This window comes from Hymenobacter siberiensis, assembly GCF_018967845.1.
In the GTDB taxonomy this organism is placed as follows: domain Bacteria; phylum Bacteroidota; class Bacteroidia; order Cytophagales; family Hymenobacteraceae; genus Hymenobacter; species Hymenobacter siberiensis.
In genome coordinates this window covers 1,704,173-1,721,241 of the sequence record NZ_JAHLZZ010000001.1, presented here as the reverse complement: position 1 = coordinate 1,721,241, position 17,069 = coordinate 1,704,173, and the positions used below count along the sequence as shown (strand labels likewise).

Sequence of the window (17,069 nt, the reverse complement as noted above, 5' to 3'; positions counted from 1 at the left end):
AGCCTCGCTAAACGACTAGGGCCGGCAGGTGTTGGCGTGGGCTTCCACAATGTTCAGGAAGAGCTTGGCAATAAAGAGTGCGCTTATTTGGCCAGATAGCCGCCATCGACGGGGTAGTAGGCGCCGGTGACGAACGAGGCCTTGTCGGAGCTGAGCCAGATGACCAGCTCGGCCACTTCCTCGGACCGGCCCAGCCGGCCGATGGGATGCAGCGCCACGAGCGCCTGCTTGGTTTCGGCCGAGAAGTCCTTGAGCAGCGGCGTATCGATATAGCCCGGGCCCACCGCGTTGATGCGAACGCCCTGCGCGGCGTATTCCTGGGCCGCCGTTTGGGTGAGGCCCACCACGGCGTGCTTGGCTGCCACGTAGCCCGCCAGCGTGGGCGTGCCCACCTGCCCCAGAATGGAGGCCATGTTGATAATCGCGCCGTGGCCCTGCTTCAACATCACTTCCAGCTCGTATTTGAGGCAGAAAAACACGCTGTTCAGGTTCACGTTGATAATCTTCTGCCAGCCTTCGAGCGAGTAGTCGGCGGTCAGGCTCAGCTCGCCGGTGATGCCGGCGTTGTTGCAGGCCACGTCGAGGGTGCCGAAGGCGGCCACGGTTTCCTGCACCAGCTGGTGGCACTGGGCGGGGTCGCCCACATCGGCCTTGTAGAAGCGGGCGTTGACCCCGGCGGCGGTTAGCTCAGCCACCACCTGCCGGCCCTGCTCCTCGTCGATATCCGACACCATGACGTTGGCCCCGTGCTGCCCGTAGAGCAGCGCCACCGCCCGGCCAATACCCGACGCCGCCCCGGTAACCAGGGCCGTTTTTCCTTGCAAATCTTTATCCATGATGTCGGTATTTTAAGCTGTCGGCGCAGCTCCCGAACCGGTCGGGGCCGGGGGTTGCGCCGGGCATAAAGGTCCAGGGCCGGGCTTAGCCGGGCCATGACAATAATTGCCTGATTATCTGATTTTTATTAGAGAGTAGTTTGCTCATCGCGCAGGTCGAACACGTTGCCGCCCTCGGCCCGGTGGTCGGGGGCGGGCTCCGGGGCCGGCTCGGTAGACGGCTCCCCGAATTCGCCGTATTCCGGCGTGCCTTCGTGGGCATCGGCAGCCAGGTCCGGCACAACCGGCGTAGTGGTGGGCGGCAGCAGTGGCTTCTTTTTCAAAGCTTTAGGGTTTTCGAGTGAGCAGAATAAGCAGAAGGCTACCGGTGAGGCCCGCCAACGGTCAGTTGGCGGGAGCTAGGCCAGCAAGCACCGAATTGGTAAGCTGGGCGGCAATCGCGAAGTGGTTCGACGCGTCCGCGGACGCGGAAGCGGACACAGGGGCGGGCGCGGGCGCTACCACCGGCAGCACCAGCACCGACACGGGGCAATGGGCCAGCAGGCGAGCCGTCACGCTTTCATGAAAAAGCTCGCCAAGGTAGCTGCGCTCGCGGGCCAGTACGATGACCATATCGGCCTGAGTGTCCTGCACGGCGGCCAGCAGGCCCTCGGCGTAGCTGTCGTGCTTGTAGCCGCGCAGCCCGGGCGTGGGCAGGCCCGTTAGCAGGCCGCTGAGCTGCACGGCGCGCAGGGCGGCACTGCACCCGGCGTCGTCTTCCACCCCGCTCGATACGTGGGCCACGGTGAGCACCGCGCCGGGCAGCGCCAGCAGCTGGCGCAGAGGTTGAGCCTGGGTGGCCAGCAGGAAGGGCTCGCGGTCGGCGGCGATGAGGATGCGGCATGGGGGCTGGTCGGCCGGGGCGGTGGGCGGCACCAGCAGCAGCGGGAAGTGGCCGGCCCGCAACAGCTCGGCACAGCCCTGGGCCACGCTGCTATCGGCCGGCTGCGCGGCGGGCTGGCTGAGCACAAACAGGGCCGGATGGTGCCGGGTGGCCAGGTCCCGGGCCACTTCGGGCAGCAGGTCGGTGGCCACCTCCACGGTGGGCTGGGTGTGCAGCTCCTCGGCCAACCGGTAGAGGGCGGCGGCGGTATCCGTCTGGCGGTTCAACTCGTCCTGGTGGTAGCTATCGGCCATCAGCGCGTAGGGGTCGAACATGGACGCCCGGTTGACGTGCAGTAGCACCAGCGGGCCGTGCAGGGCCTGCGCCAGGGTATTGGCGTAGTGCACCGTGTGGCGGGGAGTGGCATAAAAACCGGCAAAAACAATAAGCGTGAGGGCCATGGCGGAAGGGTGGGAAGGTGCGGGAAAGAGGGAAGGGAGCAACGGTCATGCTCAGCATGACGTCCTGTTTCAGCCAAAAGCCTAATCCGCCGCCGGCAGCACCAGCACCGGAATGGCGCTTTCGCGCAGCAGCTGCGCCGTCACGCTGCGGTGGAACAAGCCGCCCAGCAGGCTATGCCGACGGGCGACAACCACCAGCATATCGGCCTGCTCCCCGGCTGCCTCCTGCAGAATACCGCCCACAATGGTGTTCTGGTACACCTGGCGCAGGCTGTTTTCGGCCAGCTCGCTTACAAGGTCGTTGGTGCGCACCGTGTCGAGCACGGCGGCGGCGCTCGGGGGCGTGTCGCCGTTATCCGTCACCTGCACCAGGCTGAAGGTGCCTTGGGTGGCGTGCAGCAGCTGGTTGAGCACGTCGCGGTATTCGACCAGGCTGAAGGGTTCGCCATCCACGGCCAGCAGCAGGCGGCGGGGCGGGAAGGCGTCCCAACCGGCCAGTGGTATCACCAGCAGCGGGTAGGGCGTGTGGCGCAGCAGGTCCATGGCCGTGGCCGTTACCAGGTCTTCGGGGGTGGGCTCGGCTCCGGCCCGGCCCAGCACCACTAGCAGCGGCGGGCGCTGCCCCACCACTTCCTGCAAGGCTTCGGCCAGCGAGAAGCTCGAAATGTCGACATCCGTAGCCACGGGCTGCGCGGCCGCCAGCTTTTCCAGGGCGTAAGCGGTTTTCAGCTCGCCGTCGGTCGTGTGCCGGCTGGCAAACGCTGCCGGGGCCAGCAGCTCGTCGTGGCGGGCGTGCAGCAGCAGCAGGCTGGCCTTCAGCGGCACGGCCAGCCCGGCCGCATAGGACAACGCCCGGTTGGAAACAGCGAAAAAATCGGTCAGAACAACGATGGAGGGCGTCATGGCAATGAAGAAAAAGAGGTGCAGAAATCAGTGCGAAGGCATTGGGGGCGGGCTGGGGGCACCATTAGGCCGGGCCGCAGCCGGCACCGGCAGGCCGGGGGCGGCATACAGCCAGTCGTCGGCGGCCATGCAGGCATCGGCTTCCTGCGCGCCCTGTCGGGTGCCGGCGCTGATGGACCACACCGAATCTTCGGCGTAGTGAGGGGCGGGGCTAGGCTTCGATTCCATATTCGACGGGGGTTTGGCGGTTGATGCGCGGGTCGGTATTCAGCACGAGCAGGTGGTTGTTCACCTCGTGGGCACCGGCTTCGTGGGCCTCCTGGGCCGCCAGCTTGCGGTCGAGCCAGGTATCGACGGTGCCGGTGAGGGTGGCCCGGCCAGCGACTACCTGCACGGCCACCTCCTGGTCGTGCAGCCCCGCCGACCAGCGGTAGCGGGCCCGAATGCGGGCCGCCAGCGCCAAGTCGGGGTTGCGCGGGGCCGGGGCCGATACCCGCCCGACCGCCGCGCCCACCACGTCCAGCCGGTTGTTCACATCCACCACGCCATTCGCGCCGGCTACCACATCGCCGGCCTGTTCCAGCTCAAAATGCGTGTCGACCCGGCCCGTGAGCAGGGCCTGCCCGCCGTGCACCTGCACGCCAAATTGCAGGTGGCCCACGTAAGGGTCTCGGGCCAGGGCGGCCACAATAGTCTGGCGAATTTCTTCATCGGGCACCAGCTGGGCGGGCCGCACCTTCAGCAGGTTGTGCACGTTGTGCACGCCCACCACGTGGCGGGCGTCCTGTTCGGCCCCCTGCCGGATGCGCAGGTTGCGCACGGTGCCGGCCAGCGTCACCACCCCATCGAGCACCTGCACCAGTGTTTCGGCCGAGCGCACGCGCGGGTTGAAGTGGAGCATGGCGCGCACGGCGGCCCCAATGGCAGCATCCGTTTTAGGGGCAAATTTCTCGCGGCGGATTTCGCGCCCCATTACCCAATAGGCCACAAACAGGTCGCGGGCATCCACGCAGGTAGTGCCGGTTTGGTAGGCCATGCCCACGATGCGGTCTTTCTCGGCGGCCGTACCCACCGTGCCCGACAGGTGCACCACCTGCTCGTGGATGCTCACCACCACCAGCGCCCCGTTCACGCGAATGTCCCAGTCGAGCTGCTCCCGAATCTGGGCAACAATTTCCTCATCCGAATTCAAAATGGCGCCCCCGCGAATCATCAGCTCCCCGGCTTCTACGCCGCGCACCCCGCGCACGCCCTGCACCACGCACAGCACCAGCTGTTTCTCGGCCCACGACTGCACCAGGCCGCTTAGCGTGACCACGCAGTGGCTGGCCCGGCAATGCACCTGGTAGTCGTTGGTGGCCGGGTCGTCAGCCAGGGCGCGAGCCACGGCGTGCTGCAGCTCGGCATCGGGCACGTCGGCAGTGCGCACGACCAGGGTGCTGTGCACGCCGCCCACTCCGTGCACGGCCAGCGCAATTTCTTCGGCCCGCTGCCGCGCCAGCAGATTGGTGGTGAAGCCGCTCAGCTCGACGATGCCATCGCGGGTCTGCACGGCAATCTGGTGCACGACAAGACCTTTCTTGTTGGCCAGCAGCATTTTGATGGCCGCTGTGATGGCAGCATCGGTCACGCGCTCGGTAGCAGCGGGCGGCGTAAGCAATTGAGTGGATTGCATGGGCGGGTGGGAATTGGGGTGAGAAAAGTGCGGGCCGACCAGAAAGTCAGCCTTCCTCAAAGGTCCCTTCGCCTCCCCCCCTTTCCCATGACCAGAATTGTCGCATCGCATGACATGCGTCAAGTAGTGGCCGCCCGCCATGCAGGACCGCGCCGTAGCCCACTCCAGGCCAACGGCAGCGGCAGGCAGGAAGTCATGCAGCCGTTCGCTAGGCCCCACAGGGCTCGTACCCGCTGGGGCCAGGATAATAATTAGTTACTTAAATAGGACTTACGCACTTCAAAAGCTATGTAACCTGAAAATCAACGACTTGCATTCAAGACGTATATTTGTTATATTGCTGTTTTTCAGTTGGTTAGTGTTTCAACTGCGTAAGTCCTATTAAATGATAATGCTGTAGCATATTTCAAGCGCAACACTTCGCGTCTCCTCGCGTGGGCGTCGTTCAACGGGGATACGCGAAGTGTCGCGTCGCTACATCCCGTATACAGCTCTGGAAACAGCACTGAATCAACCGGGGGATAATCCATAAAAAAACCCTCATTGCGCACTGCAATGAGGGTTTCCGTGAGGCGTATTGGGCTCGAACCAACGACCTCCACCGTGTCAGGGTGGCGCTCTGAACCAACTGAGCTAACACCCCGGAATTGGCCATGCCCGCGGGCCGCCGCCTCAAAGGTAGTTCCGCGTTGCGGATGAGACTAACCGGGCCCACTTTTTTCTCCCGAACGAGGCCGACAGGCAACCTTATGGTCCCGGCAAAGTATAGTGGCAAACGGGAATAGTAGTCTTCCCCGGCCGCTGGCCCATTACCCTCACTTCATTTCACCCATGAAAAAGACTCTCCTACTATTGCTGCTGGCTGTTACTTCGGCTTCTTCTGCGTTTGCCCAGGCGGCTCCCGGCGGCGCTACGTCTTCCAAAGACTACACGGGCGGCAAATCGACCGAATCGGGCAATACCGGTTTTGGTGTGAAAGGCGGCTACAACTTCTCCCGTCCCTACGGCGATGGCATCACCAACGTATCGGCTTACAACGCCTTCCATGCGGGCGTTTATGGTCAGTTTGGGCTCAACAACTTTTCGTCGATTCAGGTAGAGCTGCTCTACAACCGCAAGGGCTACAACTCCGACATCAACGTGGTGAATGGCAGCAATGTGAGCCTCGTTAACAAAACCACTCGCCTCGATTATCTCGAACTGCCCATTCTCTACGTGGGCAATGTTACCGATAATTTCAGCTTCCATATTGGGCCGCAGATTTCGCTGCTCACCAAAGCCAAGCAGGGCGATGAGGACCTGGGCCTAGCGGCCAGAGGCTTCAACACGGTGGATTTCGGCGGCATCGGCGGATTGGAGTACCGCGTAGGCCCCGCACGCCTCGGCGCTCGCTATGACCTGTCTTTTGGCAAAATATTCGATACCAGCAAGCAGTATCCCAGCGCCAATGGTGGTACTTCCACGGTTACCCTGCCTTCGGTGCACAACCAGGTTGTGCAGCTGTATGTGGCCATTGGCCTGCGTCAATAAGCGCACGGCCTTGCATTTTTGTTAAGAAAGGAAGCCCCACCAGGGCTTCCTTTTTTCTTTCCCCTTCGCCCCTCCCGCTACCATGCCCGCCTCCCTTGCTGCCGTCGATATTGCCCGCCTCTTTATGACGCGCGAGCTGCTGCTGGGCCGGGGCCTGGCCGTGCTGACGGCTTGGGTACTCCTCAACTTGGTGGGCAGCGGCTACTATCTGGCCAACAGCGACCGGCGGCACGAGTCGTTCTATTTCCACGGCATGAACGTGGGCTGGGGCCTGGTGAACGCCGGGCTGGCCGCGTGGGGCATTCTGCAGCTGCACTTCGTGGCGCCGGCCGGCTTGGTGCCCGCCGAGCTGCTGCAGTCGCAGCTGTTCAACGAGAACCTGTTTTTGCTGAATGCTGGGCTCGACGTGGCCTATATTATGACCGGCTACTACCTGCGGGCGCGGGCCCTGGTGCCGGGGCAGGTGCTTCCCGTGCGGCTGCTGGGCTTCGGCCGCTCGCTGTGGGTGCAGGGCGGATTTCTGCTGGTGTTTGATGCCACGATGTGGAGCCTGCTGCACTGGCTGGGGCGCGACTGGTTTCGGCTGCTGGGATGATGGTTATTTTATCCCAGATTGGGATTATCGGCCCATTATGAGAATAGCCGGTTTCCATTCGCGCAGCAAATGGTACCATAAGACGACGAAACAGACCGGTTCAACGGGAAACCAATCCGTTGAGAATACGGGTGGTAGAGCTTTGCGTAGCTCTGTCACCACCGCCCACGCCCCGAGTATTCCGGGGAAGGCTGGTTTTCAGCCTCCCTCTTATGCGCTCTTTCCGCTCTGTTCTCGCCGCTTTTTGCCTGCTGCTGACGTTTGATGCGCCGGCCAACACCCTCGACCGGGTAGAGGCAGTGGTGCTCTCGTCGCCGGCTGGGGGCATGCGCCTCAACGGGGTGCTGCGGCTGCCCACCGGCCCCGGGCCTTTTCCGGCGGCGGTGCTGCTGGCCGAGCACAAGGCCGGCACCCTGGCCCCCACCCCGGCCGACAAGCAGCTACTAACCAACCTGGCCGACTACCTCGTGAGCAAGGGCATGGTGGTGCTGCGCCTGGAAGAGCGCGGCACCGATAACGGCCCCGCTACTCCCGGCACGCTGGCCGAACGCTCGGCCGATGCCTTGGCGGCCCTGAACTACCTGCGCACCCGGCCCCAGGTCGATGTGACGCGGCTCGGCCTTATCGGCCACGGCGAGGGTGGCAACGTGGCCCTGCTGGCCAGCGCGCAGCTGCTGGCGCCCACGTTTTTGGTAACGCTGGCAGCGGCGGGCTTGCCCGGCCGCGAACTGCTGGCCACTCAGCCCACCATGTATGGCAAGGTGCTCGGCAACGATTCGACCGATGCGCAACGCCAGCACAAGTACCGCCTCGACCAGGTGGCTGCCGAGCAGGAAGCCACCAAAATGCGCGCCCACGGCTCCAACAGCGCCCAGGTGCAAACCTACCTCGACCAGCAACGCCTGCGCCAGAAAATGGCCATACGCCACGACGAGGAAGCTCTAGTGAAGCACCAGCGCGCCATGCTGGAAATAGTGCGCCAAACGCCCGACAACGCGCAGGCCCAGGCCATTCTCAGCAATATGCTGCGCCAGCGCTACCCCAACATTGCGCCGGAGGATGTGCAGACCAGCGTGCAAACCCTAACCATGCCCGCCTACCGCAACTACCTGGCCTTCGACCCCCTGCCCACGCTGCCCAAGGTGCAGTGCCCCGTGCTGCTGCTGCAGGGCGAAGACGATGCCGAGGTGAATGCCACGGTTAATCTGGCCCTCCTCAAAAAAGGCCTCCGCAGCAATGCCCGCGTAACCGAGCTGCACGTACCCGGCCTCAACCACGCCTTGCAGCTGAGCAAAGGGGAGGCCGACGGAATATCGCCCGCGCCCATATCGCCCGATGCCCAGGCCAGTATCTACACCTGGATTATGAGCCAGAAATAGCCCTGGCCTTCTGCACCTTGCGCGTCCGCAGCAAGCAAAGAGGCCCGGCAACCTAAGTTGCCGGGCCTCTTTGCTTGACGTCACCCCTCTCCTACGCGGACGTAAAGCCAGAAGATGAAGCGAATAAATAAGATGCAGGTGACTTAGCACCAGGCATTTACTCATTGGCAGTCAGACGGGTGCTAGTTATGCCCGCCGTGCTGGGGCTCCAGCATTTCTTCCACAATCTTCTTGTTGAAGGCCGGAATGTCCTCCGGCTTGCGGCTGGTGATGAGGCCGTGGTCGGTCACCACTTCTGAGTCTTCCCAATGCGCGCCGGCGTTGCGCAGGTCGGTTTGCAGGCTGGGCCAGCTGGTCATGCGCTTGCCGCGCACCACATCGGCCTCAATCAGCGTCCAGGGGCCGTGGCAGATGGCAGCTACCACTTTGCCCGAGCCGGCAAATTCCTTCACGAAGGCTACCACGTCTTTGTTGGTACGCAGGATATCGGGGTTCATTTGGCCGCCCGGCAGCACCAGGGCGTCGTAGTCGGCCGGCTTGGCATCGGTGATTACTTTATCGACATCGACTTTGCTGCCCCAGTCCTTGTTGGGGCCGTCCCAACCCTTGATGGAACCACTTTTGAGGGAAATGACGTGGGTTTCAGCCCCCTCGCCTTCGAGGTATTTCTTGGGGTCGTCGAGTTCGGCCTGCTCGAAGCCGTCGGTGGCAATGATGGCAATTTTCTTGCCCTTGAGTTTATCGCTGCTGAAGATGCTCATAGTAGTCTGGAAAGTAAGAAGCGTAGTGCCGGAAGAATGCCCGGCTACCTGGGTTTACGCCCAAAAAAGCCGCAGGTTGGATAAAATTCGGGCTTTGGGGTAAGCGCCGACTCCCGGCGCGGAGTAAGCAGAGCCTTAGCGGCGGCCTGCCGCCCCAGGCCGGTTTGCTGTGGCGGCTACGCCTTTTTGGCCTTGGCGGGCGCCGTGGTTTTGGCCTCGCGCCAGCTGTATTCGGGCTCGTAACCCAGCTCGCGGCGGGCTTTTTCGATGGAAAGCAGCGTTTCGTGCTGGCCCAGCTTCTTACGCACTTCCACGCCAGGGAACACCTCGGCCATGAGGTCGGTCGAGGATTTCGACATCACGGTATCGGCGTTGGCGATGATGAAGGCGTGCATGCCGGTGGCCTGCCACTCCACGGCTTTGCGAATGGCCTGGGCACCGTCGCGGGCGTCGATGTAGGCCCACATGTTCCATTTGCGCTCCTGGGGGTCGTCGTTGTAGGCCGGGAATTTGGCGTAGTCGGCGGGCTCCATCACGTTACTGAAGCGCAGGCCTACGAGCTTCATGTCCGGCGTTTGGTAGCAGAACTGGCGGGCCATGTCCTCCATCAGCACCTTGGCCAAGGCGTAGGCGCTTTTGGCGCGCAGCGGGTAATCCTCGTCCACAGGCGCGTAGGGGGCCTTTTCGTCGAAGGGCTCGCCCAGCGTGGTTTCGCTGCTGGCCCAGATAACGTTGCGGATGCCCAGCCGCCGTGCCGCCTCGAACACGTTGTAGGTGCTCATGATGTTGTTCTGGAAGATGTGGGCATCGGGGGCGATGCGCGGCGTGGGGATGGCCGCCAGGTGCACCACGGCATCGAACGCCTGCGGAGCCACACCCGCATAAATGTGGTGGCCTACCGATGAGAGGGCATCCAGCGTCTGGCCGAAATCGGCGAGGTCGGCCACCATGTGGGGCACGCTTTCGCCGGCCGGCACGGTATCGACCACGAACACGTCGTAGCCATGGGCCTGCAAATCGGCTACGCAGACTTTGCCCAGCTTACCGGTGCCACCGGTAACGAGCACGCGGGGCTTGGTGGTTTTATTATTGGGGGTTTTCATTAGAATAAGGCTAGATGGTAGGCCGCTATACGGGAGTTGGGGTGGGAATGTGGGCCGGAGCCCGCGAGAAATCTGACGCCCGGCCGCCCGGCGAAGCGGCTTCGGCTTCTGGCCCCAGTTCCTCGACTGCTCCGACAGCTACTGCCCCTTGAACGTGTAGGCCGCTCACGGCTACGGGTGACCGGCGCCGAAATCACCCAGCTGCTCAAGCAATACCCATATGGCATCAACGACCGCTCCGTACAGATTGGGAAATAGACGGTGTTATGTTAAAATGAGCCATTCATTCAGTAGACCTTTGCAAGCAAAACCAGCTACTCTCAAATGAAATCCACTCGTGTATTCCTACTACCTCTGATAGTAGCTCTTTGTACCCAATGCCGACTAAATATTAGCGACGAGCGACTGGAAGCAGCTTCTAAAACGCTGGGTGATACCATTTCCGTTGACTCATTCAACTTCCAACGAGACTCTGACTCAACGTTGAAGGGTTGGACAGGCATTCAGGACAATGGAGAATTTATTCCGCTTCCGCCGGGGTGGGAAGTCCGTGTTGCTGACCGAAAATTATATCAAGAAGCAGTCGCGTCACCGCCCAATAGCGCTGATAGTATCGAGTGCGTTACGTTTGCGCGTTGGGAAAATGACGCCCCCTCATCACACAATTATGCATTTGCCCGACAATTGGCAAACAATGCTTTTTCTCCTTTCCATGTTACCAGCGACACGCTAAAGAAGCTGGTGTTTCAACATGATTTTGGCGTCGAACGGATTGCGGGTTTTCTTGCTCAAAAGAAGGCCTACAAAGGCTACTGCTTGGCCTACGTGAACGACAGTTGCACATATCGGTTTTGCATTATTTTGTCGGAAGACCGCCTTAAAAACTATCAAGGCAAGCTCGTAGCAGACATTGTTGGAAACATACAGATTAACCACAAGGATTTCTTAATGAATGACAACCCTTTGAAACAGATAATCCGTCTTCATTAGAGTTCGCCTGTTTCATTCCAGTTTTTTCCATTTGATATCTCGAAAAACTCTGCGCAGCACTTCCCGACATGAAAAAGTTTCTTCTGTCTCCGCTGCTCCTGCCGGCCCGGCTGCCCGCGCAGACTCACTAGCCCCTCAGCATCTTTACCCTTAGGCGACCACAACGGCACGTTTCCTCAGAACTGCTGCTAGCTCAGCAGCAGTCCCTGCGCGGTAAACCGCCGGTAAATCCCCGCCAGAATCTCGCTTTTCGTGAGCTGCTCCTGCCGGATGTTGGTGACCCAGAACAGGACTTTCAGCTCGTAGACCTGCCCGTTGATGCTGCTGAGCAGGATTTCGGGCGGCAGGCTGTGCATGGTGTAGGGGCTGGTTTTGATTTCCTCCTGGATAAGCTCGCGGGCGGTTTGCAGGTCGGTTTGCAGGTCGGTGCCGGGGGCCAGACGCAGCACCAAATCCACCCGAACGTGGTCGTTGGTGCGCGTCCAGTTGATGACGTGGTTGGAGAGCAAATCGCCGTTGGGCACGATGATTTCGGAGCCCGTCACCGACAGCAGCTTGCTGGAGCGGATGCCGATGTCCTGCACCCGGCCCGATTTACCAGCCACCTCAATGAAGTCGCCGACGTGAAAGGGCCGCTCAAAAATCAGGATAATGCCCGACACCAGGTTATTCACAATGCTTTGCAGGCCCAGCCCGATGCCCACGCTGAGCGCCCCAAACACGATGGCAATTTTGCTGAGCGGCAGGCCCGTGGCGGCCGTGGCCAGCGCGAAGCCCACCACCACCAGCAGCAGCCGCAGCGCCACCAGCCACGAGCCCCGGTGCCGGGCCTCGGCGCTGTCGTCCTCGCCCACATCGCCAAAAAAGTAGCCGATGTACTGCTGCAATTGCGCCGAAACGAACAGGATGAAGAAAAACAACAGAATATTGCCCAGCGTGAATACCGTGCTGCCCAGCGTGTGCGGAGCCGTGAGTACCTGCTCGAGCCCGGCGTAGAGACTAGTGTACACGTTGAGGTTGGAGGTGAACACCAGCAGCCATAGCAGCGCCGCCACGCCGGTCAGCAAGCGCAGCAGGTGCTTCTCAATCTGGTCGAAATCGAAGCTGGCGGCGCGCCCCTCGCCCGAGCGGCTGCCCAGTATCTGCAGGTGAAAGGCCTCGGTGAAGAGCTCGACGAACACCGCCAGCCCAATGCCCTGCGTGAGCCCGAAAATGGCCGCCGTGCTGAACAGCTTGGCCAAACTCAGCCGCCCAAACACGTTGCCGACTACCGCCAGCAGGTTCAACCCGATAAACAGCCACGTTACGGGAATGAGGAAGCGCAGCAGGGCCATGGTTTCGCGCAGCCGCCACAGCAGCAGCACGCCCAGCCCGGCGGCCAGCACGTTCAGCACCAGCAGTCCCCAGCGCGCGCCCAGCCCGGTAGCCGCGTTGGCATTCGTAATAGTCAGGACCACCACAAACGCCACCAGCACCAGCCAGTACCGAAACAGGGGCCGCGCCCAGCTGCGGGCAAATACTGCGGTGAGGGCCACCAGCAGCAGCGCCTGCAGCAGCGCCAGGTATACGGGCGGCGGATGCAGCTCCAGGGCCGGAGCCAGGCTGAACACCACCACCCCGGTGGCCGCCAGCGGCCCCGGCCGCAGGTAGCGAAAATCCTCTTCCAGCTCCAGCGTGCGGACTTTCACGCGCCGATAGTTGTAGCCCACCCAGCCGTAGAACACCAGCCCGATGAGCAGCATGAACGCCCAGTTGTCCCAGTTGTTGGCGAAGTAGAAGTTGATGATTTCGCGGCGGTCGGCGGCGGCGTGGTCGGCATCGGCATCGGCGGCCACCGGCACGGCCCGCGCTGCCCACAGCGGCGGGTAGGCCGCCCGCATGGTGGTACGGCCGAAGCGGCGCATCTGGTCGCCCACCTCGTCCTGCAGCTCCAGGGTCTGAATGTAGCTGGCAGCCACCTGCGTCTGCAGCTGCCGGGTGCGGCCGAACCGCTTGGCCAGCAGCCCGCCAATGCGCTGCTGCCGCGTTTGCAGAGCCGAGTCGGCGTGGGCCAGCGCCCGGGCGGCGGCATCGGTCGCCGCTTCCCGGATGGGCGGGCGCGCCAGCCCGGCCAGCCGCCCCTGCATGCCTTCGAGGGCCTCGTGGGCCCCGCCCAGGGCCGTGCGCCACTCCGCCAGCTGCTCCTGAATATTAACGAGCATGAGCTGGCACATTTGCAGCTGCTTGATGTCGACTACCTGCCCAGTTTCCTCCACGCTGTGCCGGATGGCGTGCAGGTTTTCGTCGATATCGGGCAATTCCTCGGCCACCTCGCGCGAGTCGAACACGTTGCGCACCTGACCCGAAATGCTGCTCAGCGTGGTATAGGCCACTTCGAGGCGGTGGGCGTCGTCGTGGGTCACGGTATCGGGCGCGGCGGAATGGGCGTGGGCCGGGGCGGGCTGGGCCGATGCGCTGGCGGCCGCCAAACTGGCCAGCAGTAGCAGGGCCAGCCGGCGGAGCGAGCCGGCCAGGCCAGAACAGCTAGCTGATGGGTGATTCTGAATGGGCATGAGGAAACATTAGTCCGGAAAAGTACGCGCAAACCCAGCAGCCGCCTTGCATTGCATGTCGTCCCCGCAGCGTTCACGCTACATCTTTGCAACGTGCCTCTGCTCACCCCGTCTGTCTCCACAATGAAATTGACCCGACTACTGCCCCTGCTGCTGCTCGCCGGCCTCGCCCGGCCCGCCGCCGCACAAACGACGCCGCTGTACCAACCCCGCGACATCAAAGCCGCCTTCGCCAAAGGCACCCGCAGCCCCGACGGCCGCCCCGGCCCCAACTACTGGCAGAACCGTGCCCGCTACGACATCACGGTGCAGGCCGCGCCCCCGGCCCGCGACATTCGCGGCCGCGAAACCATCACCTACTTCAACAACAGCCCCGATACGCTGAAGCAAGTACTGCTGCGCCTCATCCAGAACATTCACCGTCCCGGTGTGTCGCGCGATGGCGATGCCTCGCCCGACTACCTCACCTCCGGGCTCGTGATTGACACGTTCCGGGTGGCCGGCCAAACGCAGCCCGTTCAGGGCACCGGCACTATTACGGGCGTGCGCCTGCCCAAGGCCCTGGCCCCGCACGATTCAGTGAAATTTGCCGTGGCCTGGCATTTCCCCATTTCGGTGGAAAGCGGCCGCGAGGGCATGATTGACCCTACCACGTTCTTCCTGGCCTACTTCTACCCCCGCGTAGCCGTGTATGACGACTACGCCGGCTGGGACCGCCTGCCCTTCGTCGACAGCAAGGAGTTCTACAACGATTTCAACGACTACACCCTGCGCGTACAAGCCCCGGCAAACTACATTGTGTGGGCCACCGGCACCCTGCAAAACCCCAAACAGGTGCTCCAACCGGCGGCGGCCAAACTCCTGGCGAAGTCGATGACCAGCGACGCGGTGCTGCACATTGCCACCGCCGCCGATTTGGCCAAGAAAAGCATCACCGCCCAGCAGCCGATGAATACCTGGGTCTGGACCGCCAAAGACATTTCGGACGTCACCTTCGGCCTGAGCGACCATTATGTGTGGGATGCCGCCAGCGTAATCGTGGATGCCAAGGCTAAGCGCCGCGCCAGCGTACAGGCCGCCTACGCCGACTCGACGGTCGATTTCCGGCAGTCGGTGAAGAATGCGCAGTACGCGCTGGGCTGGTTCTCGAACCCCGCCAACTGGCCCGGCGTGGCCTACCCCTTCCCCAAGATGACGGCTTTCCAGGGCTTTGCCGACATGGAATACCCGATGATGGTGAACGACAGCCCGCAGAAGGACCCCAAATTCGCGCAGTTCGTGCAGGACCACGAAATCGCGCACACCTACTTCCCCTTCTACATGGGCATCAACGAGAGCCGCTACGCTTTCATGGACGAAGGATGGGCCACTACGTTCGAGCTGCTCATCGGCCGCACCGAAAACGGCGTGGAAGCCGCCGACAAGCTCTACAAGCAGTTCCGCGTGAACCGCTGGATTCACGACGCCGCCACGGCCGAAGACCTGCCCATCATCACGCCCAGCAGCGAGCTGCGCGCCGGCTACGGCAACAATGCCTACGGCAAACCCTCGCTCAGCTATTTCGCCCTGAAAGACATGTTGGGCGATGCGCTGTTCAAGAAAGCCCTGCACGAGTACATGGACCGCTGGCACGGCAAGCACCCCATTCCGTGGGACTATTTCAACTCGATGAGCAGCGCCAGCGGCCAGGATTTGAGCTGGTTTTTCAACAACTGGTTTTTCACGAATAACTACATCGACCTGGCCGTAGCGGCCAGCGGCAGCACCATCACCGTGCAGAATATCGGCGGCTTCGCCGTGCCTTTCGATGTGAATGTGGAATACACCGACGGCACCCGGGAAACCCTGCACCAGTCGCCCGCTGTGTGGCAGGCCAACCAGAAACAAGCCACCATCACTGTGAAGAAGCCGGTGAAAGCGGTGAAGCTGGACGGTGGCATTTTCATGGATGCGAATGAGAAGGATAATAACTGGGCTCAGCAGTAGCCGCGAGCTATGGGCTCGCAAGCTGCCCGCTAGTGGCACATAACAATTTATTAACATTGTAAAACCAACAGCGAAATAATCATCGTAAGTTGTGAGGCAAAGCCCCGCGCTGATAGTCAGCGCGGGGCTTTTCATTTATTCAAACGGTAGCCTGTGCTTCTAATTTTTCTCTTTCTGGCCGTTTTGCTGCTCACGTACTCCAACGGGGCCAACGACAATTTCAAGGGCGTGGCCACGCTCTGGGGCAGTGGCACGCTGGCCTACCGGCCGGCGCTGGTGCTGGCCACGGTGGCCACATTCGCCGGCTCGGTGTGCTCGTATTTCTTTGCCGAGGAACTGATTAAGAACTTTTCGGGCAAGGGGCTGGTGCCCGATGAGATTATCGGGTCGGTAGCGTTTATCCTGGCCGTCGCCCTGGCGGCGGGCGTCACGGTGCTACTGGCCACGCGCTACGGCTTCCCGGTGTCGACCACCCACGGGCTGGTGGGCGCGCTGGTGGGCGCGGGGCTAGTAGCAGTAGGGCCAGCGGTGAATTTTGCCAAGCTGGGCAGCACGTTTTTCCTGCCGCTGGTGGCCGGGCCGGTGCTGGCCGTGGGGCTGGGCAGCCTGGTGTACGTGCTGTTTCGGCAGGGCCGGCGGGCGGCGGGCATTACGGAGGAAAGCTGCGTGTGCGTGGGCGAAACCTGGGTGCCGGTAGCCAGCGCGCCCACGGCGGCCTTCACGGCGCTGCCCATCTTGCAGGGCAGCGTAGCCACCGCCGCCGAGTGCCAGAACCTCTACCAGGGCCGGTTCCTGGGCTTCGATTTCCAGCCCCTCATCAACGGCCTGCACTACGCCAGCGCGGCGGCCATGAGCTTCGCCCGCGGCCTCAACGACACGCCCAAGCTGCTGGGCCTGCTGCTGGTGTGCAAGTTCTTCCAGATGCCGGTGAACGTGCTCATCCTGGCCGGGGCCATGGCTATCGGCGGCTGGCTGAACGCCCGCAAAGTGGCCGATACCATGAGCAAGAAAATATCGCGCCTCAACCACGGCCAGGGCTTTACCGCCAACCTGGTAACGAGTGCACTGGTGATTTTCGCCAGCAAGCTGGGCCTGCCGGTGTCTACCACCCACGTGTCGGTGGGCAGCATCTACGGCATCGGGCTGGTGAACGGCACGGCTAACTCGAAGGAAATCGCCAAAATCGGTCTGTCGTGGTTGCTCACGCTGCCCGTGGCGGCGCTGCTGAGCGCGGGGGCTTATGCAGGGATTAGGGCGTTTGGCTGATAATGAATATCGGGCTGGCTGGCTGGCGCGCGTCTGCGACGCGTGCCGACTGGGTTCGAGCCTGTGGCTCGGGCACTGAATAATGGTTGAACGACAATTATCCTCATACTTCAATCCCGAGCCACAGGCTCGAACCCAGTCGGCACGCGTCGCAGACGCGCGCCAGCTAT

15 protein-coding genes and 1 tRNA gene are annotated in these 17,069 nt (G+C 62.3%); 6 read left to right on the top strand and 10 right to left on the bottom strand.

The window, feature by feature from the left end; all coding sequences use genetic code 11:
• Window positions 1–83: 83 nt before the first annotated feature.
• The 7 genes from KQ661_RS07395 to KQ661_RS07365 all read right to left on the bottom strand — a co-directional run bounded on the left by KQ661_RS07395 (window position 84) and on the right by KQ661_RS07365 (window position 5,380).
• Entirely contained in the window at window positions 84–836 is a 753-nt protein-coding gene (locus KQ661_RS07395; RefSeq protein ID WP_216680031.1) for an SDR family NAD(P)-dependent oxidoreductase, read from the bottom strand.
• Between the two features lie 128 nt (window positions 837–964).
• Entirely contained in the window at window positions 965–1,159 is a 195-nt protein-coding gene (locus KQ661_RS07390) for a hypothetical protein (RefSeq protein WP_216686038.1), read from the bottom strand.
• Window positions 1,160–1,220: 61 nt separating this feature from the next.
• A complete protein-coding gene (locus tag KQ661_RS07385; RefSeq protein ID WP_216680029.1) occupies window positions 1,221–2,159 on the bottom strand; it encodes a universal stress protein in 939 nt (312 codons plus the stop codon).
• Between the two features lie 81 nt (window positions 2,160–2,240).
• On the bottom strand, window positions 2,241–3,062 hold the full coding sequence (locus KQ661_RS07380) for a universal stress protein (protein WP_216686037.1): 822 nt from the start codon (window positions 3,060–3,062) through the stop codon (window positions 2,241–2,243).
• Between the two features lie 27 nt (window positions 3,063–3,089).
• On the bottom strand, window positions 3,090–3,290 hold the full coding sequence (locus KQ661_RS07375; protein ID WP_216680027.1) for a hypothetical protein: 201 nt from the start codon (window positions 3,288–3,290) through the stop codon (window positions 3,090–3,092).
• Window positions 3,274–4,737, bottom strand: a complete 1,464-nt coding sequence (locus KQ661_RS07370) for a BON domain-containing protein (protein ID WP_216686036.1) — start codon at window positions 4,735–4,737, stop codon at window positions 3,274–3,276. Before KQ661_RS07370 ends, KQ661_RS07375 begins: the two co-directional genes overlap by 17 nt.
• A gap of 568 nt (window positions 4,738–5,305) precedes the next feature.
• Window positions 5,306–5,380: transfer RNA gene (locus KQ661_RS07365), tRNA-Val, on the bottom strand.
• 188 nt (window positions 5,381–5,568) lie between these two features.
• Between KQ661_RS07365 and KQ661_RS07360 the strand changes: the two genes are divergently transcribed.
• The 3 genes from KQ661_RS07360 to KQ661_RS07350 all read left to right on the top strand — a co-directional run bounded on the left by KQ661_RS07360 (window position 5,569) and on the right by KQ661_RS07350 (window position 8,241).
• The gene (locus KQ661_RS07360) at window positions 5,569–6,267 is read left to right on the top strand and encodes a porin family protein (protein WP_168672052.1); all 699 of its coding nucleotides are present in this window, start codon (window positions 5,569–5,571) and stop codon (window positions 6,265–6,267) included.
• Between the two features lie 82 nt (window positions 6,268–6,349).
• Window positions 6,350–6,862 (top strand): DUF6992 family protein, encoded by a 513-nt coding sequence (locus KQ661_RS07355; protein WP_216680025.1) that lies wholly within the window; start codon window positions 6,350–6,352, stop codon window positions 6,860–6,862.
• A 212-nt stretch (window positions 6,863–7,074) separates the two neighbouring features.
• Window positions 7,075–8,241 (top strand): alpha/beta hydrolase family protein, encoded by a 1,167-nt coding sequence (locus tag KQ661_RS07350; protein ID WP_216686035.1) that lies wholly within the window; start codon window positions 7,075–7,077, stop codon window positions 8,239–8,241.
• Between the two features lie 182 nt (window positions 8,242–8,423).
• Here the strand turns inward: KQ661_RS07350 and KQ661_RS07345 are convergent, their stop codons facing one another.
• Both KQ661_RS07345 and KQ661_RS07340 read right to left on the bottom strand, forming a co-directional pair.
• Window positions 8,424–9,002, bottom strand: a complete 579-nt coding sequence (locus tag KQ661_RS07345; protein WP_216686034.1) for a type 1 glutamine amidotransferase domain-containing protein — start codon at window positions 9,000–9,002, stop codon at window positions 8,424–8,426.
• 176 nt (window positions 9,003–9,178) lie between these two features.
• Entirely contained in the window at window positions 9,179–10,105 is a 927-nt protein-coding gene (locus KQ661_RS07340; RefSeq protein WP_216686033.1) for an NAD-dependent epimerase/dehydratase family protein, read from the bottom strand.
• A 324-nt stretch (window positions 10,106–10,429) separates the two neighbouring features.
• Here KQ661_RS07340 and KQ661_RS07335 point away from each other — a divergent pair, with 324 nt between their 5' ends.
• Window positions 10,430–11,095, top strand: a complete 666-nt coding sequence (locus KQ661_RS07335) for a hypothetical protein (RefSeq protein WP_216686032.1) — start codon at window positions 10,430–10,432, stop codon at window positions 11,093–11,095.
• A 188-nt stretch (window positions 11,096–11,283) separates the two neighbouring features.
• Here KQ661_RS07335 and KQ661_RS07330 read toward each other — a convergent pair whose 3' ends face one another.
• Window positions 11,284–13,647: a mechanosensitive ion channel family protein gene (locus KQ661_RS07330; protein WP_216686031.1), complete on the bottom strand. Its 2,364-nt coding sequence runs from the start codon at window positions 13,645–13,647 to the stop codon at window positions 11,284–11,286.
• Between the two features lie 123 nt (window positions 13,648–13,770).
• Between KQ661_RS07330 and KQ661_RS07325 the strand changes: the two genes are divergently transcribed.
• Window positions 13,771–15,633, top strand: coding sequence for a M1 family metallopeptidase (locus KQ661_RS07325; protein WP_216686030.1), 1,863 nt, complete (start codon window positions 13,771–13,773; stop codon window positions 15,631–15,633).
• A 153-nt stretch (window positions 15,634–15,786) separates the two neighbouring features.
• Window positions 15,787–16,899 (top strand): inorganic phosphate transporter, encoded by a 1,113-nt coding sequence (locus KQ661_RS07320; RefSeq protein WP_216686029.1) that lies wholly within the window; start codon window positions 15,787–15,789, stop codon window positions 16,897–16,899.
• Window positions 16,900–17,069 lie beyond the last annotated feature (170 nt).